This window comes from Terrabacter sp. BE26 (assembly GCF_041941675.1).
Classification (GTDB): domain Bacteria; phylum Actinomycetota; class Actinomycetes; order Actinomycetales; family Dermatophilaceae; genus Terrabacter.
Window position 1 is genome coordinate 653,639 of record NZ_CP090122.1, and the last position, 20,347, is coordinate 673,985.

General features: G+C 72.8%; 18 protein-coding genes. 8 read left to right on the forward strand and 10 right to left on the reverse strand.

Annotation, left to right across the window (positions count from 1 at the left end; genetic code table 11):
- Positions 1–18: 18 nt before the first annotated feature.
- Positions 19–5,367, reverse strand: coding sequence for an NAD-glutamate dehydrogenase (locus LQK93_RS03095; RefSeq protein ID WP_374970112.1), 5,349 nt, complete (start codon positions 5,365–5,367; stop codon positions 19–21).
- A 153-nt stretch (positions 5,368–5,520) separates the two neighbouring features.
- Between LQK93_RS03095 and LQK93_RS03100 the strand changes: the two genes are divergently transcribed.
- From LQK93_RS03100 to LQK93_RS03110, 3 genes are all read left to right on the forward strand, one after another.
- Positions 5,521–5,799 carry a hypothetical protein gene (locus LQK93_RS03100; protein ID WP_374970113.1) on the forward strand — a complete coding sequence of 93 codons (279 nt, stop codon included), beginning with the start codon at positions 5,521–5,523 and terminating at the stop codon, positions 5,797–5,799.
- Entirely contained in the window at positions 5,796–6,383 is a 588-nt protein-coding gene (locus LQK93_RS03105) for a hypothetical protein (protein ID WP_374970114.1), read from the forward strand. Before LQK93_RS03100 ends, LQK93_RS03105 begins: the two co-directional genes overlap by 4 nt.
- 96 nt (positions 6,384–6,479) lie before the next feature.
- Positions 6,480–6,977: a DUF2505 domain-containing protein gene (locus tag LQK93_RS03110; RefSeq protein WP_374970115.1), complete on the forward strand. Its 498-nt coding sequence runs from the start codon at positions 6,480–6,482 to the stop codon at positions 6,975–6,977.
- A gap of 95 nt (positions 6,978–7,072) precedes the next feature.
- Here the strand turns inward: LQK93_RS03110 and pruA are convergent, their stop codons facing one another.
- The 6 genes from pruA to LQK93_RS03140 all read right to left on the reverse strand — a co-directional run bounded on the left by pruA (position 7,073) and on the right by LQK93_RS03140 (position 13,348).
- Positions 7,073–8,701 carry an L-glutamate gamma-semialdehyde dehydrogenase gene (gene pruA / locus LQK93_RS03115; RefSeq protein WP_374970116.1) on the reverse strand — a complete coding sequence of 543 codons (1,629 nt, stop codon included), beginning with the start codon at positions 8,699–8,701 and terminating at the stop codon, positions 7,073–7,075.
- A 157-nt stretch (positions 8,702–8,858) separates the two neighbouring features.
- Positions 8,859–9,257, reverse strand: coding sequence for a DUF4870 domain-containing protein (locus tag LQK93_RS03120; protein ID WP_374970117.1), 399 nt, complete (start codon positions 9,255–9,257; stop codon positions 8,859–8,861).
- A gap of 125 nt (positions 9,258–9,382) precedes the next feature.
- Complete coding sequence (locus LQK93_RS03125) at positions 9,383–10,090, reverse strand: SGNH/GDSL hydrolase family protein (protein WP_374970118.1); 708 nt, start codon at positions 10,088–10,090, stop codon at positions 9,383–9,385.
- 60 nt (positions 10,091–10,150) lie between these two features.
- Positions 10,151–11,476, reverse strand: coding sequence for a phosphotransferase (locus tag LQK93_RS03130; RefSeq protein WP_374970119.1), 1,326 nt, complete (start codon positions 11,474–11,476; stop codon positions 10,151–10,153).
- 13 nt (positions 11,477–11,489) lie between these two features.
- The gene (locus LQK93_RS03135) at positions 11,490–11,927 is read right to left on the reverse strand and encodes a hypothetical protein (RefSeq protein ID WP_374970120.1); all 438 of its coding nucleotides are present in this window, start codon (positions 11,925–11,927) and stop codon (positions 11,490–11,492) included.
- The gene (locus LQK93_RS03140) at positions 11,927–13,348 is read right to left on the reverse strand and encodes a wax ester/triacylglycerol synthase family O-acyltransferase (RefSeq protein ID WP_374970121.1); all 1,422 of its coding nucleotides are present in this window, start codon (positions 13,346–13,348) and stop codon (positions 11,927–11,929) included. The genes LQK93_RS03135 and LQK93_RS03140 overlap by 1 nt, the downstream gene beginning before the upstream one ends.
- 40 nt (positions 13,349–13,388) lie before the next feature.
- Between LQK93_RS03140 and LQK93_RS03145 the strand changes: the two genes are divergently transcribed.
- Together LQK93_RS03145 and LQK93_RS03150 are read left to right on the forward strand one after the other, a co-directional pair.
- Positions 13,389–13,775 carry a hypothetical protein gene (locus LQK93_RS03145; RefSeq protein ID WP_374970122.1) on the forward strand — a complete coding sequence of 129 codons (387 nt, stop codon included), beginning with the start codon at positions 13,389–13,391 and terminating at the stop codon, positions 13,773–13,775.
- Between the two features lie 11 nt (positions 13,776–13,786).
- Complete coding sequence (locus tag LQK93_RS03150; protein WP_374970123.1) at positions 13,787–15,133, forward strand: hypothetical protein; 1,347 nt, start codon at positions 13,787–13,789, stop codon at positions 15,131–15,133.
- Between the two features lie 70 nt (positions 15,134–15,203).
- On the opposite strand, the gene LQK93_RS03155 is transcribed toward LQK93_RS03150, so the two are convergent.
- Together LQK93_RS03155 and LQK93_RS03160 are read right to left on the reverse strand one after the other, a co-directional pair.
- Positions 15,204–16,691, reverse strand: a complete 1,488-nt coding sequence (locus tag LQK93_RS03155) for a CpaE family protein (protein ID WP_374970124.1) — start codon at positions 16,689–16,691, stop codon at positions 15,204–15,206.
- A complete protein-coding gene (locus LQK93_RS03160; protein WP_374970125.1) occupies positions 16,688–17,350 on the reverse strand; it encodes a hypothetical protein in 663 nt (220 codons plus the stop codon). Before LQK93_RS03160 ends, LQK93_RS03155 begins: the two co-directional genes overlap by 4 nt.
- Positions 17,351–17,687: 337 nt before the next feature.
- Here LQK93_RS03160 and LQK93_RS03165 point away from each other — a divergent pair, with 337 nt between their 5' ends.
- Complete coding sequence (locus tag LQK93_RS03165; RefSeq protein ID WP_142184595.1) at positions 17,688–17,915, forward strand: helix-turn-helix domain-containing protein; 228 nt, start codon at positions 17,688–17,690, stop codon at positions 17,913–17,915.
- Between the two features lie 5 nt (positions 17,916–17,920).
- Here LQK93_RS03165 and LQK93_RS03170 read toward each other — a convergent pair whose 3' ends face one another.
- Positions 17,921–18,466, reverse strand: coding sequence for a hypothetical protein (locus tag LQK93_RS03170; RefSeq protein ID WP_374970126.1), 546 nt, complete (start codon positions 18,464–18,466; stop codon positions 17,921–17,923).
- A 99-nt stretch (positions 18,467–18,565) separates the two neighbouring features.
- Here LQK93_RS03170 and LQK93_RS03175 point away from each other — a divergent pair, with 99 nt between their 5' ends.
- Together LQK93_RS03175 and LQK93_RS03180 are read left to right on the forward strand one after the other, a co-directional pair.
- Positions 18,566–19,696: a LysM peptidoglycan-binding domain-containing protein gene (locus LQK93_RS03175; protein ID WP_374970127.1), complete on the forward strand. Its 1,131-nt coding sequence runs from the start codon at positions 18,566–18,568 to the stop codon at positions 19,694–19,696.
- Entirely contained in the window at positions 19,693–20,208 is a 516-nt protein-coding gene (locus LQK93_RS03180) for an Rv3235 family protein (RefSeq protein ID WP_374970128.1), read from the forward strand. Before LQK93_RS03175 ends, LQK93_RS03180 begins: the two co-directional genes overlap by 4 nt.
- The last annotated feature ends 139 nt before the right edge of the window (positions 20,209–20,347 follow it).

A 20,347-nucleotide genomic window follows, 5' to 3' on the forward strand; every position in this document is an offset into this window, starting at 1 on the left:
TGCTCTCCGCGTGGCGCCTCAGCTCCGGGACTCGGCGGCGATCCGGGCGGCAGCCTGACGTGCAGCCGTCTTGGTGGCCGTCTCCTCGGCGTCGGCCCCGTTTCCGGCCGCGGGCGGCACGTCCTGCGGTCCCCTGCCCGGCAGCTCGATGGCGGGCGACTCGGCCGTCTTCCGCGGCGTGCTCTTTGCCGCACCCTTGGCAGGACTCTTGGACGTGCTCTTGGACGTGCTCTTGGCCGTGCTCTTGGCGGCGCCCTTGGCGGCGCCCTTGCCCGAACCCGGGCGCCCCGGGTTCGCGGTGGTGGTCTTCCGCGCCGACGCGGGTGAGCCTGAGGGCTCCTTGGCCGCCTTGGCCGCCTTGGCCGCCTTGGCCTCCGTGCGCGGCCGCGTCGTCGACGAGACCGAGCCATTCGGGTTCGCCTCGAGCTCCACCGGGGCGGGCTGACCGGACGACGCCGGCTTCGTCACCGTGCGCAGGGTGCGCAGGGCGACGGAGAGCGCCGCGATCCCGGCGTGGCTCATCCGCTCGATGCCGCCGAGCGCGCTACGGGCGCGACCGAGGGCGTCGGCGTTGAGCTCGGACCACTCGTGAAGGCGAGCGGCGGCGTCGTGTCGCCGGTTGCTGACCTCGAGGACCGACCGGGTCAGTGTCTCGAGGACGGCGTAGAGGTCGTCGCGCAGCGCCCCGCGGGCCATCGCGTCCCATCGGTCGTCGCGCGGCAGCATGGTGACCCGCCCCAGCATCGCGTCGATCGAGAACGTCTCGGACGTCAGGAAGTAGACGCGGACGACGTCCTCGAGCCTCTCCCCGGTGTCCTCGGCGATCTCGATGCAGTCGAGCAGGGAGTACTGGTCGAGCAGCGAGGCCGCCACCGTGGCGAGCTCCTCCGGCACGCCCGTGCCCTCGAGGTCGTGGATCCGCCGCTCCAGCCGCGTGCGCTCGCTGCCCTGCAACAGCTCCGGGACCCGGTCGGCGAAGGCCCGGACGCCCGGTCGGAAGCGCGCCACCTCGGCTGCGATGTCGAGCGAGGCCGGACGGGAGGAGAGGAACCATCGCACCGACCGGTCGACGAGCCGGCGGAACTCGAGGTAGAGGGCCGTCTGCGCCGTGGTGCTGACGACGTTGTCGGTGGCCTCGACGCGGCGCACGAACCCGGCCAGGTCGAACACCTCGCGGCAGACGATGTAGGCGCGGGCGACCTGCTCGGGCGTCGCACCCGTCTCCTCGCCGGCACGGTAGGCGAACGTGATGCCGCCACGGTTGACCATCGAGTTGGCCACCGCGTTGGTGATGATCTCCCGGCGCAGCGGGTGGGCGGCGATCTCGGCGGCGTACTTGCCACGCAGCGGCTTGGGGAAGTACTCGGCGAGGGTCGTCTCGAACCACGGGTCGTCGGGCAGCGAGCTGTTGATGAGCTGGCTCTTGAGGTAGAGCTTCGCGTAGGCGACGAGCACCGAGAACTCCGGCGAGGTCAGCCCGAGGCCCGCCTTCTGGCGGCGTGCGATCTCCGAGTCGCTCGGCAGGAACTCGAGCGCGCGGTCGAGGTCGCCGCCGGACTCGAGGAACTGGATGAGCCGCTCGTGGACGCCGAGCATCTCGTGCTGCTGGGCGCGGGCGTTGCCCAGCAGGACGTTCTGCTCGTAGTTGTCGCGCAGCACCTGGTCGGCGACCTCGTCGGTCATGGAGGCCAGGAGCGTGTTGCGGCGCTTGGTCGTCAGCTGGCCCGAGCGGGTCAGCTCGGTGAGCAGGATCTTGATGTTGACCTCGTGGTCGGAGGTGTCGACCCCGGCGCTGTTGTCGATGGCGTCGGTGTTGATCCGGACGCCCGCGAGGGCCGCCTCGATGCGCCCGAGCTGGCTGGCGCCGAGGTTGCCGCCCTCGCCGACGACCTTGCAGCGCAGGTCGCTGCCGTTGACGCGGATGGCGTCGTTGGCGCGGTCGCCGATCTCGGAGTTGGTCTCGGCGGTCGCCTTGACGTAGGTGCCGATGCCGCCGTTCCACAGCAGGTCGACGGGCGCGAGCAGGATCGCCTTCATCAGCTCGGCGGGGGTCATGCTCTTCGTGCCGTGGCGCAGGCCCAGCGCGGTGACCATCTGCGGGCTCACGGGCACCGACTTGGCCGACCGCGGGAAGATGCCGCCGCCCTTGCTGATCAGCTTCTCGTCGTAGTCGGCCCACGACGAGCCCGGCAGGTCGAACATGCGGCGGCGCTCGGCATACGAGGTCGCGGCGTCGGGGTTGGGGTCGACGAAGATGTGCCGGTGGTCGAAGGCCGCCACGAGACGGATGTGCTCCGACAGGAGCATGCCGTTGCCGAACACGTCGCCGCTCATGTCGCCCACGCCCACCACGGTGAACTCCTGCGACTGGGTGTCGACGCCGAGCTCGCGGAAGTGGCGCTTGACCGACTCCCACGCCCCACGCGCCGTGATGCCCATGCCCTTGTGGTCGTAGCCCGCCGACCCGCCGGAGGCGAAGGCGTCGTCGAGCCAGAACCCGTAGTCGGCGGCCAGCCCGTTGGCGATGTCGGAGAACTTCGCCGTGCCCTTGTCGGCGGCGACGACGAGGTAGGTGTCGTCCTCGTCGTGGCGCACCACGCGGTGCGGCGGCACGGCGGCCCCCGCCACGAGGTTGTCGGTGAGGTCGAGCAGGCCGGAGATGAAGAGCTTGTAGGACGCGATGCCCTCGTCCATCCAGGCGGCACGGTCGACGGCCGGGTCGGGCAGCTGCTTGGCGTAGAAGCCACCCTTGCTGCCGGTCGGGACGATGACGGCGTTCTTGACCATCTGCGCCTTGACGAGGCCGAGGACCTCGGTGCGGAAGTCCTCGCGCCGGTCGGACCAGCGCAGGCCGCCGCGCGCGACCTTGCCGAAGCGCAGGTGCACGCCCTCGACGCGCGGGCTGTAGACCCAGATCTCGTACATCGGGCGGGGCGCCGGCAGGTCGGGCACCTGCTTCGGGTTGAGCTTGAGCGAGACGTAGGACTTGTCGTGCCCGTTGGCGTCGGGCTGGTAGAAGTTGGTGCGCAGGCTGGCCTGGATGACGCCGAGCAGCGCCCGGACGATCCGGTCGTGGTCGAGGCTCGCGACGCCGTCGAGGGCCTCGGTGATGCGCGTGACGAGGTGCTTCTCGCGCGAGGCGCGCTTGTCGTGGCCCGCCTCGGTGTCGGGGAAGGCGTCGGGGTCGAAGCGCGCCTCGAAGAGCTCCACGAGGCTGCGGGCGATGCCGGTGTTGGCTACGAGCGCCGACTCGACGTAGTCCTGCGAGAACGTCGAGCCGGTCTGCCGGAGGTACTTGGCCACGGTGCGCAGGATGACGACCTGCCGCCAGGTGAGTCCGGCCGCGAGCACGAGCGCGTTGAAGCCGTCGGACTCGGCGCGACCGTCCCAGACCGCACGGAAAGCCTCCTCGAAGCGACACCGCACGTCCGCGGTGGCCGCGGCATCGCCCGATCCCCACGCCCTGGCGTCGGCCCGCAGCCCGAAGTCGAAGATGTGCAGGGTGCGCCCGACGGGCCCGCGCACCTCGTAGGGGCGCTCGTCGGTGACCTCGACGCCGAGGTGGGTGAAGAGCGGCAGCACCTGCGTCAGCGACAGGTCGGCGCGGCGGTAGAGCTTGAAACGGCGCTCGCGCGGGTCGTCGGAGGCCGGGTCGTCGTAGAGGTGCAGCCCGGTCGTGAGGTCGCCGTCTCCGAGCGCGTCGATGCGGTCGAGGTCGTCGACCGCCGTCGCGACGTCGAAGTCCTCCTTGTACGCCTCGGGCAGCGCCCTGGCGTATGCCGCCATCGTCCGCGCGGCGCCCTCGAGCCCCCGCGCCTGGCTGAGCGCCTCGGACAGGTCCTCGTCCCACGTGCGCGTCGCGTCGATGACGCGCTGCTCGAGGGCCACCTCGTCGATGTCGGGGATGTCGGTGCCGGCCGGCATACGGACGACGAAGTGGAGCCGCGCGAGCGTCGACTCGCTGACGCGCGTCGTGTTGTCGATGTTCTCGCCGCCGAAGGCCTCGAGCAGGATCGACTCGATGCGCAGGCGCACCGTCGTGTTGTAGCGGTCTCGCGGGAGGTAGACGAGGCAGGACACGAAGCGACCGAACTCGTCACGTCGCAGGAAGAGCTTGGTCTTGCGGCGCTCCTGCAGGTGCAGCACGCTCGTCGCGATCTCGGCGAGCTGGGCCGACGTGGTCTGGAAGAGCTCGTCGCGCGGGTAGGTCTCGAGGATCTGCAGGATGTCCTTGCCCGAGTGGCTGTCGGGGCTGAGGCCCGTCAGCCGCAGCACCTCCTGGGCGCGCACGTCGAGCAGCGGGATGTCGTGGATCGTGTCGTTGTAGGCCGCCGAGGCGTAGAGACCGAGGAAGCGCTGCTCGCCGACGCACTCCCCACGGGCGTCGAACCTCTTGACGGAGATGTAGTCGAGGTAGACGTCGCGGTGCACCGTGGCACGGGAGTTGGCCTTGGTGATGATGAGGATGCTCGAGTCACGGGCGGCGCTGCTCGCGGCGGGTGTGAGCACCAGCCCCTTGCCCGCGGATGGGCGGTCGTAGCGCAGCAGTCCCAGGCCCGTGCCGGGGACCTGACGTGAGACGTCCTTGCCGTGCTCGCGGGCCAGGGAGTACTCGCGGTAGCCGAGGAAGGTGAAGTTGTTGTGTGCCAGCCACTCGAGGAAGCGCGCAGCCTCCCGGGCGTGGTGCGGGTCGGTGCCGGGCGGGGTCGCGGAGCGCAGCTCGCTCGCGATCGTCAGGGCGTGCGCGCGCATCTTCGGCCAGTCCTCGACCGAGTCGCGGACGTTCTCGAGCACGTGGCGCAGCCGTGCCTCCACCTCGGGCAGGGCATCGGCCGGCAGGCGGTCGATCTCGAGGTGCATCCACGACTCGCGCACGAGGCCCACGGCGTTCGACTGCACCGTGGTGGACCCGTCCGTGACGACCGACTTGAGCTCGCCCGTCACGGTGCGCGACACCGTCATCTGCGGGTGGACGATGAGGTGCACGCCGCGGTCGAAGCCACCGAGGGCGCCGACGACGGAGTCGACGAGGAAGGGCATGTCGTCGACGACGATCTGCACCACCGTGTGCATGCTGGACCAGCCGTCGTCCTCGGCCGTGGGGTTGAAGACCCGCACGTTGAAGGTCCCCACCGGGCGCTCCTGGGCGAAGGCCCGGTGCTCGTTCGCGACCGTGGCCAGCTCGCGTGCCGGCCGGGCCAGCAGGTCCTCGGTGGCCACCAGCCGGTAGTACGCGCGAAGGAACTCCTCCATGTCGGCTGCAGCGGTGGCCGAGGAGCGGCCCCTGCCCCGTCGTGGCGGCGGCGCCATGGCTTCGGCAGCAGCCCTGATGACGTCGATCCGAGACTGTTCGAGTGACGCTGACATGCGGTTGTCGGATTCCTCACCGTGCGGCCTTGGCAGCGACACGTCGTCGTGTCGCGCATCTCACGATGTGAGCCTATCCCCGTCCGCTCCGGGGCCGGACACCCCGGTGGAGAACTCACCGGTACCCGTCGCGGCAGTCCCTAGAGTGGTGCCATGGACGACGGGACCGGGGCGCCGCACGCCGCGGATCCCGCGACGCTGCGAACGCTCACGGCGGCCCGCTCGACGACCCGCAGCCTCTCCGAGGAGCTGCTGACGCACGTGCCGGACGTGGGCGACCTGCCCACCCAGCGAGCCCTCGACGCCTGGGTCGAGCAGGCGGCCGACACGCTCGCCGCCTTGTCGGAGGCCCTCGAGGAGCGCCTGCTCGGGCTCGGCGCGGCCGCGACCCGCGTGCCGCGGATTGACACCGGGAGGGTCGGCCGGCCATGACGTTCTCCCCTCCCGGCGACCCGGCATCCACGTCAGCACTGGGCGGCGCCCTCCTCAGCCAGGCCGGGCGCCTCGCCGACCTCGTGCTCGACCTCGACGCGTCAGCGGGACGCGCCGCCCGCGGGGAGAGTGCCCGCGGCGGTGCCCGTGCCAGGGCCGGCAGTGCCGCCGGCAGTCACGCGGGCAGTACCACCGGCACGGGCCGCTCCACCGACGAGAGCGGGACCGACCCCACCCGTCGCGAGCGGGAGCTCCTGACCCGCGCCGCCACCGAGCTCGACCGCGTCGGAGGCCTCCTGCAGGCGTGGACCACCACGGCCGTCGAGTCGGCGGCGCGCCTGCGCGCGCTGGAGCCGGCCCTGGCCCGTGTCGACCTCGTGGTGGACGGGCACCTCGTCGTCGAGCGCTCCGGGCCCAGCCGGGTCGAACCCGCCGAGCGCCTCGCCGAGCGCGAGCGCCTCCAGGAGCTGCTCAACCGGGTGACGGCCGCCCGTTCGCGGGAGCTGGCGCGGCTGCGCCGCGAGCTCGAGCAGTCGGGCACGACGCTGGCCGCCCTGTCCGCTCGCGCACGTTCGGGCCGGTGAGGGGGCCGGCGACGCGACCGCGGCGGACGGCATACGTGCTCGGGTCGCGGGGCCTGCGGACAGGAGGCGGCGCAGGGGTGCAATAGCGTGTCCGCCATGAAGATCTCCGAGACGATGACGTATGCCGCGCCGCCAGAGACGGTCTACGCCATGATCACCGACCCGGCCTTCCAGGAGCGCAAGTGCGTCGAGGCCGGCGCACGGAAGCACGAGGTGGCGGTCAGCCCCGCGGGCGACGGGGCGCGCGTGGTGACGAGGCGTGACCTGCCGGCCGACGGCCTGCCCGACTTCGCGAAGTCGATCGTGGGCCCGACGCTGTCGGTGACCGAGACGTACGAGTGGGGGGCCGCTGCCGCCGACGGCGCGCGCTCCGGCACGCTCACCGTCGAGGTGGCGGGCGCACCGGTCGCCATGCGGTCCACCATCGAGCTGGCGCCGGCCTCCGGCGGCACCACGATCTCGGTCGAGGGCGACCTCAAGGCCTCGATCCCGCTCTTCGGTGCCAAGGTCGAGAAGGCTGCCGCCCCGGCCGTCGTCGACGCGATCCGCGCCGAGCGCCGCACCGGGACGGCCTGGATCGCCGAGCACGTCTGACCGGCGCGCGTCACGCCGCCGCGAACGACGAACGGGCCCGACTCCGCGCAGGAGTCGGGCCCGTTCGGCTTGCGGCCGGGCGTAGCCCGCGGGCGTCAGCCCATGTGCGGGTAGGCGTGGTTCGTCGGCGGGACGAAGGTCTCCTTGATCGAGCGGACGCTGGTCCAGCGCAGCAGGTTCTGCGCCGCCCCGGCCTTGTCGTTGGTGCCGGAGGCGCGGCCCCCGCCGAACGGCTGCTGCCCGACGACGGCACCGGTCGGCTTGTCGTTGACGTAGAAGTTGCCGGCCGCGAAGCGCAGGCGCTTGGTCGCGTCCGCGATGGCGCGCCGGTCCTGGGCGATGATCGAGCCGGTCAGCCCGTAGGGCGCGAAGCGCTCCATCTGGTCGAGCACCGTGTCGTAGTCGCCGTCCTCGTAGACGTGGACCGACAGGATCGGGCCGAAGTACTCGGTGCGGAACGACTCGTCGCCGGCGTCCTTGACCTCGAGCACGGTCGGGCGCACGAACCAGCCGACCGAGTCGTCGTAGGTGCCGCCGGCGATCACGTCGATGCCACCGGTCGCGTGCGCGCGGTCGATGGCGTCCTTGTGCTTGGCGAAGGCCCGCTCGTCGATGACGGCGCCCATGAAGTTGGACAGGTCGGTGACATCACCCTGGGTCAGACTGTCGGTGATGTCGACGAGGTCGTCCTTGATCTGCCGCCACACCGACGCCGGCACGTAGGCGCGCGAGGCGGCCGAGCACTTCTGGCCCTGGAACTCGAACGCGCCCCGGATCATGGCGGTGCGCAGCACGGCCGGGTCGGCGCTCGGGTGGGCGAGGATGAAGTCCTTGCCGCCGGTCTCGCCGACGAGGCGCGGGTAGGTGCGGTAGCGGTCGAGGTTGGCGCCGACCTGCTGCCACAGGTGCTTGAACGTCGGCGTCGACCCGGTGAAGTGGATGCCGGCCAGGTCCTCGTCCGCGAGGGCCGCCCTGCTCACCTCGATGCCGTCGCCGGTCACGAGGTTGATGACGCCGGGCGGCATGCCGGCCTCCTCGAGCAGCTCCATCGTCAGCTGCGCGGCGAGCTGCTGCGTCGGGCTCGGCTTCCACACGACGGTGTTGCCCATGAGCGCCGGGGCCGTCGGCAGGTTGCCGGCGATGGCGGTGAAGTTGAAGGGGGTGATCGCGTAGACGAAGCCCTCGAGCGAGCGGTAGTCCGAGCGGTTCCAGATGCCCTTGGCGTTGAGCGGCGGCTGCTGCTCGAGGATCTGGCGCGCGAAGTGCACGTTGATGCGCCAGAAGTCGATGAGCTCGCACGCCGCGTCGATCTCGGCCTGGTAGGCGGTCTTGGACTGTCCCAGCATCGTCGCGGCGTTCAGCCTGGCGCGCCACGGCCCGGAGAGCAGCTCCGCGGCCTTGAGCAGGATCGCGGCACGGTCGTCGAACGACAGCTCGCGCCACATCGGCGCGGCGGCCTTGGCCGCGTCGACGGCGGCCTGGCCCTCCTGCACCGTCGCGTTGCGCAGCGTGCCGAGCACCTTGGCGTGCGCGTGCGGCTGGCGCACGGGAATCTCGGCGCCGGAGCCCGTCACCCGCTTGCCGTCGATCGTGTGCGGCAGCTCGCGCTCGGTGGCGCCCAGCTCGGCGAGGGCGGCCTCGAGCGCGGCGCGCTCGGGCGAGCCCGGCGCGTAGTCGAGCACCGGCTCGTTGGCCGGTGCGGGCACATGGGTCACGGCGTCCATCAAAGTTCTCCTGCTGTTGGCACGGTCGGTCGGCCCGGTCGGCGCCCGACGGGGCGGGGTGGCCCGCCTCGTGGGCGGACCACCCCATCGTTCCATGCCGCTCGCAGCGCCCTTGCTCCGTGCCCTCGCCGCCCTCGCCGCCGTCCGCATCCCTCGCTCAGTGCAGGACCGGGATGCCCCACGGGTAGTGGAAGGACTCTCCGCGGCTGGCGGCCATCGCGGCCCGGATGTGGAACCACAGTCCCGCCACCACGGCGACGATCCAGACGATGACGGCGACCGGGATCAGCACCACCGTGAGGAACATGATCCAGCCGACGATGATGGCCGCCCACACGGCGAGGTTGAAGTTGAAGGAGCCTGCCGCCGCCCGACGGACGAAGGCGCTGCGGTCCTTGTAGATGGCCCAGATGATCAGCGGGCCGACGAAGCTGAGCCAGCCGGCGGAGATGACCGCGGCGATGATCGCGGCGAGGTGGCCCAGGATGGCCCAGGTGCGCTCCTCGCCCGTCGGGGTGAGGGACTGGCCGTACGGGTTCGGGATGGGGTGCGTCATGCCTCCATCGTCGCGCGTGAGAGCGCCCTTCGCTGCTGGGGAGCGCCCTGACCCGACCCTGATCCGACCCTGACCCCGTGAAGCCCTGCCAGCCGACCGTGAGCCGACCGTGAGCCAGCCGCGACTCAGGCGCAGGCACCCACCTCGTCGTCCACCGCGAGCGAGCAGACGGCGCTGCCCGGGTCGAGGATGCCCAGGGCGGCCAGGAGGGTGAGCGCCATCTCGTGGTGCCCGCGGGGGCCCGGGTGGAAGGCGTCGTCGAGCCAGCCCGCGGGGGCGACGTCGACGCCCGCGTCCGCGGCCTCCCAGGCCCCGGCGTGGTCGACGACCAGGACGCCGAGGTCGTCCGCGACCTCCCGAACCGCCTGCGCGTAGAGCGCGAGCAGTCGGGGGTTGCGCTCCCCTTCGTCGAGGACCGGCGGCGGGGTCTGCAGCACCACCGTCGCGCCCACGTCCCTCGAGCGCTGGACGATCTGGTCGAGGCGGTAGCGGAAGCCGCGCACGCCGTCCTCACCAGAAACCATGTCGTTGGTCCCGAACAGCACGAAGACGACGTCGGGCGCGAATCGACCTGCGCGCCAGTGGAACTCAGGTAGCAAGTCATCGGTGGTGGCGCCGGAGACACCGGAGTTCACGACGGCGTCCCCACGACGACCGAGCTCCCCGCGTACGCGTTCGGCGAAGTGCTCGACGTAGCTGCGGTGCCCGTGCGTGTGCTTCACCCCCTGGGTGATGCTGTCGCCGAGGAAGACCCAGGTGACGGGCGGACCGGAGAGGATCTCGCGGAGGCGGTCGGCGTCGCGGCGCGCGTACTCGTCGGCGGTGAAGTCCATTCCCGCAAGGTAACAAGGGATCGTGCGGCCTCGGCCCGATCCGACCAGCACGTGGGACGGTCAGGCCCCCTGCCACCACAGCAGTCGGTCGACGAGCACCCGGTGGGCGCGCTGCAGATCTTCGCCGTGGGCGTCGGCGTCGCCGTGGCCCCGTCCTTCGACCTCGCGCTCGAGCTCGTGCTCGACCTCGAACCACGGCGCCAGCGCCCACCAGTCGCGGGACCTCGCGCGGACGTCCCCGTCGGCACGAATCCCGTCGGCCACGGCCTGCGCGAAGGGCCCGGAGGTGGCGTTCAGGGCCCACGCGAGGTCGAGTGCCGGGTCGGTGACACGCGCGTCGCCCCAGCCGATCACCCCACTGAGGTGCCCGTGGTGGCCCAGCACGTGCTCGGCCACCAGGTCGCCGTGGCACAGGGCCTGCTCGCGCACCGTGGCCACACGTCCCAGCAACGAGTCCCCAGCGCGCTGCACCGCGGCCGGCAGGGCCGGCAGCACGACGTCCCGGAAGCGCGCCACCCCGGCGATGCGGTGCCGGGCGTCGTCCGACGCCGAGGGGCACCGGGCCTCGGCGGCGAGCGCCGGCGGCGTCGCGTGCAGCGCGGTCAGGAAGCGGGCGAAGAGCCGGCCGTCGGCGGCCGTGAGCGCGAGCGGGTCGACGGCTGTCCCCTCCAGGAGGGTGTGCCGCACGCGCAGCGGGTCCTGGTCCAGCACGACGGGGCGCGGCACCTCCAGGGGCAGCCCCTCCGCCAGCAGGGTGAGCAGGCCCACCTCGGCGAGCAGGCCCGACTCGGCCTCCGGTCGCCTCGCCACCCGGTCGACCCAGCGACCCTCCACGAGCGTCGTCACGTTGTCCCAGCCCTGCTCCAGGGGGACCTGGTCTGCGGCCCACGAGCGCACGGTCGCCGACCAGACGGCGCGACTGTCCGGCACCAGCGTGGCCGGCTCCTCGTCGAGCCGGCGCACGAGCTCCTCGACGGTCACCCACTCGCCCCAGGACACCTCCTCCGGCTGCCACCGGATCGGGCCGTCCCAGGTCGTGACGAACTGCACGGCCACGTGGTCGGTGTGCTCGTCGGCGTAGTGGGTGACCCCGCGCGGCTCGAGCGGCACGCCAGACACCCCGAGCTCCTCCTCCACCTCCCGCACCGCGCCGACGGCGGGGTCCTCCCCCGCGAGGACAACGCCTCCGGCGGCGAAGTCGAGCAGTCCCGGGTAGACGTCCTTCGTCGTCGTGCGCCGGTGCAGGTAGACCCGGCCCATCGGGTCACGGACGACCACCGACGACGCGGCGTGCCCGAGGTTGCGTGCCCTCACGACGGAGCGTGGCGCCGAGCCGACGACCTCCCCCGTCGGGTCGTAGAGGGCGACCTCCTCGTCGTCGGTCACGGCGCCCCGTGCCTCAGCCGAAGAAGCCGCGCACGTCGTCGAGCTCGGTGACGTCGTACCAGAGCAGCTCGTCGGCCTCCTCGACGCCCGAGGTGACCTCGTCGTCGATGTGGAAGGACGCGACACGGGCGAGCGGCACGGGGGCGGTCAGCACGACCTTCGAGACGGGCGCATCCTCGCGCGGCGCGACCCAGGACGCGTCGGCGTCGGCGGACGCCACGAGCCGGCGGTCGGAAGGGACGGCGCGCAGCTCGGCGGCCGCGGTCACGGCGTCGCTGAACGCGGCGTACTCGAGGTCCTCGACGTCGAGACCCGGCGCCATCCGCTCGAGACGGGAGGTGACGGCATACGCGGTCCGTGGGCTGCCGGGCCCGGCAGCGAGCGCGCCGGTGCCGGCGAGCTCCTCCAGGCCCGAGCGCCCGAGCGGCACGTAGACGCGCACGACGGGCATCAGGACTCCCTCCCGCTGGTCAGCTCGGCCAGCGACTCGACGATGGACTGGCCGAGCACGTCGACGTCGGGCATCGCGTCACGGTCGGCGTTGAGGCCGAAGTAGACGCCCCCGTTGTAGGAGGTGATCCCGATCGAGAGAGCCTGGCCCTTGGCGAGCGGGGTCACCGGGTAGGTGGACAGCATCTCGGCGTCACCTGCGTAGAGGGGCGCCTGCGGGCCGGGCACGTTCGTGATCATGACGTTGTAGAGGCGCCGCGACATCGCCGACCCGAGACGCGCGCCGAGCGCGTGCAGCGTCGGGGGCGCGAAACCGGCGAGGTTGGCGAGCGAGGTCGCGCCGACCGCCTGCCCACCCTCCATCTGCTGACGCATCGCGAAGGCGATCTGGTGCAGCCGCATCGAGGCTCCCGGCTCGCCCACCGGGAGGTTGATGACGCAGGCCATCACCTGGTTGGCGTACATCCCGGCCGGGTCGTCGCCGTAGATGCTGACCGGCACCATGGCCCGGACCCGGGTGTGCGGGCTGACCGCCTCGCCGCGCCCGAGCAGCCACGACCGGAAACCGCCCGCGATGGTCGCGAGCACGACGTCGTTGATCGTCACGTCCTCGGCGTAGGCGCCGCGGGCCAGGCGCTTGCGCACGAGCCGGTAGTCGTCGAGATCGGTCGCGACCATGACCCACCGGCGGGAGGAGCCGATCGCCGCGTTGAGCGGGGAGTCGGGCGCCGGTCGCGCCGCGGTGCGAGCCACGGTCGAGAGCACCTGGCCGGCGGACTCCACGGCCCGCAGCCCCACGTTGACGGCGTCGTTGAGGCCCCCGCGCACGAGGTCGACGACCTGGGTCGGCCGGCGCACCGCGTCGACGACCGCGCCCGCCACGAGCTCCACCGAGGACGGCGGCCGGCTCGGCTGCCACGGCAGCACCGCCTCGTCGAGGTCGCCCCCCTTGACCGAGTCGACGATGACGTGCGCGATGTCGAGCGCGTTCACCCCGTCGATGAGCGCGTGGTGCGTCTTGGTGACGATGGCGAAGCGGCCGTCGTGGAGGCCCTCGACGAGGTAGACCTCCCACAGCGGACGCGTGCGGTCGAGCTTGCGCGGCTGCACGCGGGCGACGAAGTCCTGCAGCTGCCGGTCGCTGCCGGGACGCGGCAGGGCGGCCCGGCGCACGTGGTAGCCCATGTCGAAGGCCTCGTCGTCGACCCAGACGGGGTTGGCGATGCGTCCGGGCACGTCCCGGACCTTCTGCCGGAAGCGTGGGATCGCGCCGATGCGGCTCTCGATGATCCGCACGAGCTGGTCGTAGTCAAAGCCCTGGCGTGGTGGCTGGAAGACCATCACCGACCCGACGTGCATCGACGTGGTGGACTCCTCCAGGTAGAGGAACGACGCGTCGAGCGAGGTCAGGCGGTCGGACATGGTGACACTCTGCCAGACGGCCGCGCCTAGGATCGGGGCCATGCGAGCGTTTCGTACCGTCCCGTATGCCGTGTGCGTCCTGGCGCTGGCCGGCGCGGCCGCGTGCTCGTCCGCCGGCCCGCAGCCCTCGACCGATGGAGCCGGCAGCGTCGCAGCAACCAGCAGCGTCAAGCGCCTCGCGGTGCGCGTCACCGGTACGACCGTGACGCCGCCACCGGCCCAGGTCGACCTGCCCGTCGGGTCGACGCTCGAGCTGTCGGTGACGAGCGACCACGACGACGAGCTGCACGCCCACGGGTTCGACGTCGAGGCGCAGCTCAAGGCCGGCAGGGCGACGACCCTGCGGCTGACCGGGAAGGAGCCGGGGGTCTACGAGGTCGAGACCCACCACCCGGCGCTGACCCTGCTGACGGTCGCCGTCCGCTGACCATGGCACTGGTGGCCGCCGCCCTTCCCGCGGTAATGCCCGCGGTGCTGCCCGCCCACGGCGTGGGCAGCCGCAGCGACCTGCCGCTGCCCTTCACGGCACTCGTCGTCGCTGCGGTGGCCGTGCTGGTCATCTCCTTCGTCGCCCTGGGCACGCTCTGGCGAGAACCTCGCCTGCGAGACACGGACGGGATGCTCCTGCCCCGACCGCTGGCGGCGCTGCTCGACTCCCGCTCGCTGCGCACCGCCGCCCGCATCCTGGCGGGCGCCCTCACGCTGTGGACGCTCGCGGCACTCTTCCTCGGCCCGGACTCGGCCCGCAACCCCGTCCCGCACGTCATCTACGTGTGGCTGTGGGTCGGCCTGGCGTTCGCCTCGATGCTGCTGGGGCCGGTCTGGAAGGTCATTAACCCCGTGCGGGCCCTGCACGCCGCCCTCCTGAGGCTGGCCCGGGTCTCGCCCGACCTCGCCGCGCTGCCCTACCGGTGGGGACTGTGGCCGGCCGCACTCGGGCTCGGCGCCTTCACCTGGGTCGAGCTCGTCGCGGAGGACAAGACGTCACTGGGCTTCCTACGCCTGCTGGTCGGCGGGTTCCTCGCCGTGTCGGTCCTCGGAGCCGCCGTCTTCGGCCGAGCCTGGTTCGAGGACGCCGACCCCTTCGAGGTGTGGTCGCGGCTGCTCGGCCTGCTCTCGCCGCTCGGGCGACGCCGCGACGGCCGTTGGGTCCTGCGCACTCCCCTGCACGGCGTCAACGGGCTACGGGGCCAGCGGGGGCTCGTGCCGACGGTCGCCGTCATGCTCGGCGGCACGGCATACGACGGCTTCTCGGCCAACCTCGCGTGGGCGACGTTCGTGCAGAGCTCACCCCTGCCCTCCTCGCTGCTGAAGACGCTGACGCTGCTCGGCTTCTTCGCGCTCGTGGCCGTGACGATCTGGCTCGCGTCGGCGGTGTCGGTGCGCCTGGCCCGCGAGCCGTTCGCCAGCTCCTTCTCCTTCGTGAGCGACATCGCGCCGTCGCTCATCCCGATCGCCGGTGGCTATCTCGTCGCGCACTACTGGTCGCTGTGGGTCTACCAGGGCCAGTACGCGTGGCGTCTGCTCACCGACCCGCTCGGCACGGGGGCGGACCTGCTCGGCACCGCAGACCTGACTCCCGGCGACGCCCTGATCCAGCCGACGCTCGTCGCGACGATCCAGGCCGTGAGCATCGTCGTTGGCCATGTGCTCGGCGTCTTCGCCGCCCACGAGCGCGCGATCACCGTCTTCGACCGCCGCGTCGCGGTGGTCGGGCAGGTCCCGCTCATGGTCGTGATGATCTTCTACACGCTCGGGGGCCTGACGATCCTCTTCAGCAGCTGAGTGCGAGCAGGGCAGGGCGAGCAGCCGGAGGTCGGTCGGTGACGACGGTGGGACGCAGCGGGTCGAACGGTCAGGCCTCGGCCGGGGCCGAGGAGCGGCGCCCGCGCAGCCCACGCCTGCGTTGCTCGCGGCGCTGCCGACAGTCGGCGCGCGCCGTCCACGGCAGCAGGCCGGTGGCGAGGTCGGCGACGGCGCGGTGCACGGGCGACTCCGGCGCGTGCTCGACCAGCGAGCGGCCCGCGAGGAGGGCGGCATCGAGTGTCGCCGGGTCGTCGGGCACGAACCGCACCGACCCGAGCCCCGCGAACCGCTGGAGCGAGTCGGCGATGCGTGACTCGGGGCGGGACCCGACGGCGCTCGCGCGCACCCGGTTGACCACCGCGACCGGCTCGCCGGAGGGCACGGTGCCCAGCTCCTGCAGCCCCCGCACGAAGCGCTGCAGGGCGACGGGGTCGGCCCCGCTCACGGCCACCACGAGGTCCGACGCCGCGAGGGAGGTCAGGGTCGCCTCGTTGCGGCGCGGCGCCGCGGTGTCGTAGCTGAGCTCCTCGTCGTCCTCGAGGCAGAACCCGCAGTCGATCACGACGACCCGCACCAGGGCGCGGCCGAGCTCCAGGACCCGCTCGAGGGCCGCCGCCCGCACCTCGGGCCAGCGCTCGGCCTTGGGCAGGCCGGTGAGCACTCGCAGACCGGGCACCACCTGCGGGGCGATGCGCGAGAGTGCTGGCAGGTCGAGCAGCCCCTGGTCGGCTGCGCGGCAGGCGGCCGCGACGCCCGGCGCCTCGTCGAGCAGGCCGAGGGACTGGGCGACGCATCCCCCGTAGGTGTCGGCGTCGACGAGGAGGGTCTCGACACCTCGCGCCGCGAGCTCGGCCGCCAGGGTGGTGGCGACGGTCGTGCGTCCCGGCGCGCCGGTCGGCCCCCACACCGCGATGACGGGTGCCCGCTGCGGTCCGCAGTCACGGCCGGGGTCGGCACCTTCTGCAGCGCCGCCGCCGGGTCGAACGTCGACCCGTCCGGTGTCGTCGGTGGACGATGCGGCAGGCGCGCCCGCCGGACGCCACCCCGTCCCGTCCGGGACCTCCTCCTGGCCCACGAACCGGCCGGAGTCGGCGGCGCACTCGGCGTCCGACACGGACCCGGACCGGGCCTTGGACCGCGGCCCCGACTGGGCGTCCGGCGTCTGCAGCGCCGCCTCCAGGTCCTCGGCCGCCGACCCCCCGTCGAGGGCCTGCAGCCACCGGTCCTCGCCCGCGTCCACGGGCACGGTGACGGTGATCGTCAGCTGGCGCAGCCGGCGCTCGGCGCCCTCGTCGTCGGCCGGATGGACGCCCACCACGTGGATCCGGTTGGCCCTCAGGCGGTCGACCACCGCCAGGTCGAGGCCTCGCAGGTCCGACGACACGACTGCCGTGTCGCCCACTCCTGCGTCGGCGACGGAGAGCAGCTCCGGCACGTCGGCGCAGCGCCGGCTCACCGTGACGCCCCGGAGCCCTTCCAAGGTCGTGGCGACGGCGGACTCCCACTGGTGGCCCAGCGCGGTCAGGACCTCGCTCACGCTCCACCGCCGGAGACGGCGCCCACGGCGGGAACCAGGGTCACCTTGGCCTCCGCGTCGACCGCCTCGACGAGCGGCTGGACCTTGGCGGCAGGCACGTAGATCTGCACCGACGTCATCGACCCCGACCCGAAACCACCGGAGCTGGTCAGTACCGCGGCCACGGCTGCCGACTCCAGCACCTTCCTGGTCTCGACGCGTGCCGAGCCACTGGTGGTCGAGGTCTTGGGCGTGACGAAGACGTCCACCCGGCTGCCGCGCGCCAGGCCCGTCGTCGACAGGGCGTCGGCGCGCACGGTGACCCGTTGGACATCGACGGCGTCGGCACCACCGACCGCCGAGACGGGGACGAGCTCACCGGCGCGGACGTCCCGGAGCATGAAGGACCCGGTCGGGGCCGGCGAGTCTGCTCCCAAGTACCCCGTCATGCCGTCACCGAGCCGCACGTCCGCGCGGACGAAGGAGGAGTCGTCGATCCGGTCTCCGGCGACGAGGTTCCCGGAAGCCACCCACACCGGGACCCGGTCGTCGGCGCTGGCCACCGCCTTGGCCCCGAGTGTCGCCGCCAGGAGGACGAGCAGCACGCCGACGAGAAGTCGGCTGTCGCGCCAGGACGGTCGTTGCAGGCGTTTGGCGCTGGGTGTGGCCAGCTCTGTCATGTGGGTCCCCTGTGTCCGCTGGTCGGTGGCGCACCCGGCCGCCCCGGACAGGGAAGCAGGACGCGGCAACATCTTGCATCAGGCGCCGGCGTTGCGCCCGCCCAGACGCACAGCTGGGGACAACGCGCCGGCCCGCTCCCGGACCTCCCTAGGATGAGGACCACCATCCGGTGCCCTCCCGGCAACCCGCGTGCCGACGGCAGTGTCGGCTGGGGTCGTGCGAGGGGCCGTCGTCGTCGAGCAGCAGCCGGATGGCCGTCGCCCGGGTCTCCCGACGCCGGGCGGGTACGAGTGTGGTCGAGGCCGTCGCCGAGACGGTGACAGAGGAGGAGTTCACGTGGCCCAGCGGTTCCTGCAGCTCGCCGAGGTGTCGGAGATCCTCAACATCTCCTCAGCCCAGGCGTACGCCCTCGTGCGCTCGGGCGAGCTGCCCGCCATCAAGATCGGCGGCAGGGGCCAGTGGCGGGTCGAGGCGACCGAGCTCGAGAACTACATCCAACGCATGTACGCCGAGACCAAGTCCTTCGTGCAGGCGCACCCCTTCGGCGGCGCCGGCGAGGAGTAGCCCGCTCAGAGCCGTCGCACCGACCCCAGCGACCAGAACGGCACGAGCAGGCGCCCGGTGAGGTTGGGCGATCGGCGCGGCTCGTCGGGCGCGTGCTCGGCGAGCTCGAGATGGTCGCCTCCCACGACGTCGATGGTGCCGGTCGCCGGACGGCCGTCGAGATCGCAGACCTCCACGGCGGCGCGGTCGCGGCTCAGCGCTCGCAGCGCCGCCCCGAGACCGAACCGCTTCGCCACGACCGACGGCGTGCGCGCACCCCGACCGAGGCCCGACACGGCTCGGACGGCGCCGAGCGCCACGAGCACCGGCCGTTGCGGCGCCGTCTCGAGCAGGGCCCAGTCCGGACCGACGTCGACGAGCCGGCCCCCGAGGACCCGTCCGGGCAGTCGCAGGCCCACCCCCGTCGCGCCCACATTCGCCAGCAGCCGGGTGTGCACGTCGAGCAGCGCCCGCTCGCGCCGGGTGCGGTCGGCGACCTCCGAGTCGAGCTCACGCAGGTCCTCGAGCGCGAGCTGCGCCTCGAGGTCCTCGAACAGTCGGTCCCACCGCATACGGACACCCTCCCCGCCAGCGCGTCGCGCGGCCATTCGAAACGGTCTTGACCAAATCCATACTTGACCAAACGAACGCAAACTGCATTGAATGAATGAATGAACAGGGGAACTTACTGGACGCCGGCCTCCGAGCCGTCCCGCGAACCGACCACCGGACCGACCACCGAACCGACCACCCGGGCACGAGCCGGACGACCCGACGGGAGGGCGACCCGAACGCCGCTGCGCGCGCCGGCTCCTGCAGCTGCGCCGCACGGCGCCCTTGCTCGTGAGCTGGTCGCGAGCATGCTCGGCCTCGCGGTCGGCACGGTTGCGCTCCTGCTCCTGCTGACACTGGCTCGACAGGCCTCGACCCTGGTGCCCGGCGCCGCACGCCCCGACGACGTCCTGCTGGTGCTGCTCGCCTGGACGGGGGTCGGACTCGCCGCCTGGCTGGTCCTCGGCTCGCTGCTCTCGGCGCTGGCCCTGCTCCCCGGTGCTGCCGGTCGGCTGGCCGCAGAGGTGGCGCAGCGGGTCACCCCGCTGGCGGTGCGAAGGGCGCTCACCTTCGTGCTCGGGGCTGCCGTCGGCTCGTGCGCCCTGCCCGCTGCGCCCGTCGCCAACGCGGCGTCCGCTCCCGTGGCTGCCGGGAGCGACCGACTGGGCCGCCTCCCTGGGGCGACGCGCGGCGGCCCCACGCCGGGATTCACCCCCACGGACGGCCCCGACCTCGACCTGTCCTCGAACGGGGCGGCCCCTTCCCGCTCCCGCCTCGGCGAGGGACCGGGCTTCCTGCCCACGCCGGGGCAGCCCGGCACCAGTCACCCGGGCCCCGCCCCGGCTCACCTGACCGCACCAGCTCCCGCGCCAGGCCCCGGCTACCTCCCGACCGCGCCGCCGCCGGTGCACGACGCCGACCGGCCGCACCTGCTGGCACCGGTCCCTCGAGTCGCCGTCTCCACCCACGACCTCGTCACCATCCACCGTGGCGACTCCCTCTGGTCCCTGGCGGCCCGGCATCTGGGGCCCGGCGCGTCCGACGCGCAGGTGGCCCACGAGTGGCCCAGGTGGTACGCCGCGAACCGCGCGGTGATCGGCGAGGACCCCGATGTCCTCGTCCCCGGCCAGCAGCTGCGTCCGCCGAGCGCCGTGGACGACCGGTCAACCGGCGCGACCGTCCCCGGCGCGACCGTCCCCGGCGCGACCGCCCCCGGCGCGACCGCTGTGGCGCCAGGAGCACGCAGATGAGCGCCGCCGCCGGCGCCTGGGACTCGTTCACCGTCCGGCGCATCCCGCAGACGGCCCCACGCATCATCAGCGCGGACGAGGCCTGGCACGGTGAGCAGCCGTACGCGCAGGACGCCCTGGCGCTAGACTTCTTCGGAGCGCGCGACGACGAGGACTTCGGCCGCCAGCCGACTCGCAGCAGCGCCCTGCCGGACCCGGCACCCCTCGTGGGCCGCCTCTCCCAGGCCATCATCGAGATCGTGTCGGGCCAGCGGCCGGCCCCGCAGCTGATCCGCCACACCGCTCCGACCGTCTACTCGGTGCTCGCCCGCCAGGCGATGGTCGCCGGTCGACGCCGCCTCTCCGGGACCCGGCGTCCGGCCGTCGTGCGGCGAGTTCGCGTGTGCGAGCCTGCCGACGGAGTGGTCGAGGCGTGCGCCGTCGTCGTGGCGCACGGACGCGTCCGTGCCCTGGCGCTGCGCCTCGAGGGTTTCGACGGACGCTGGCTGGTCACGGCCCTGACGATCGGCTGACCACATGCCACGAGGCGCTCGGGGGCGCGCACCGGCCCGCACGACGCGCCCGTGAGGTGGGACACGGCATACGGGACTGTCACGCCGACGTCCCGGACACCTGCCGGTGCCCGGGACGTCCGTTTCGCTCGTGCGTGGC

Bases quoted from the DNA above. Each gene is read 5' to 3' on its own strand.
- LQK93_RS03095 (WP_374970112.1), bottom strand. From the start codon at position 5,367: ATGTCAGCGTCACTCGAACAGTCTCGGATCGACGTCATCAGGGCTGCT.
- LQK93_RS03100 (WP_374970113.1), top strand. From the start codon at position 5,521: ATGGACGACGGGACCGGGGCGCCGCACGCCGCGGATCCCGCGACGCTG.
- LQK93_RS03105 (WP_374970114.1), top strand. From the start codon at position 5,796: ATGACGTTCTCCCCTCCCGGCGACCCGGCATCCACGTCAGCACTGGGC.
- LQK93_RS03110 (WP_374970115.1), top strand. From the start codon at position 6,480: ATGAAGATCTCCGAGACGATGACGTATGCCGCGCCGCCAGAGACGGTC.
- pruA (WP_374970116.1), bottom strand. From the start codon at position 8,701: ATGGACGCCGTGACCCATGTGCCCGCACCGGCCAACGAGCCGGTGCTC.
- LQK93_RS03120 (WP_374970117.1), bottom strand. From the start codon at position 9,257: ATGACGCACCCCATCCCGAACCCGTACGGCCAGTCCCTCACCCCGACG.
- LQK93_RS03125 (WP_374970118.1), bottom strand. From the start codon at position 10,090: ATGGACTTCACCGCCGACGAGTACGCGCGCCGCGACGCCGACCGCCTC.
- LQK93_RS03135 (WP_374970120.1), bottom strand. From the start codon at position 11,927: ATGCCCGTCGTGCGCGTCTACGTGCCGCTCGGGCGCTCGGGCCTGGAG.
- LQK93_RS03140 (WP_374970121.1), bottom strand. From the start codon at position 13,348: ATGTCCGACCGCCTGACCTCGCTCGACGCGTCGTTCCTCTACCTGGAG.
- LQK93_RS03145 (WP_374970122.1), top strand. From the start codon at position 13,389: ATGCGAGCGTTTCGTACCGTCCCGTATGCCGTGTGCGTCCTGGCGCTG.
- LQK93_RS03160 (WP_374970125.1), bottom strand. From the start codon at position 17,350: ATGACAGAGCTGGCCACACCCAGCGCCAAACGCCTGCAACGACCGTCC.
- LQK93_RS03170 (WP_374970126.1), bottom strand. From the start codon at position 18,466: ATGCGGTGGGACCGACTGTTCGAGGACCTCGAGGCGCAGCTCGCGCTC.
- LQK93_RS03175 (WP_374970127.1), top strand. From the start codon at position 18,566: ATGAACAGGGGAACTTACTGGACGCCGGCCTCCGAGCCGTCCCGCGAA.
- LQK93_RS03180 (WP_374970128.1), top strand. From the start codon at position 19,693: ATGAGCGCCGCCGCCGGCGCCTGGGACTCGTTCACCGTCCGGCGCATC.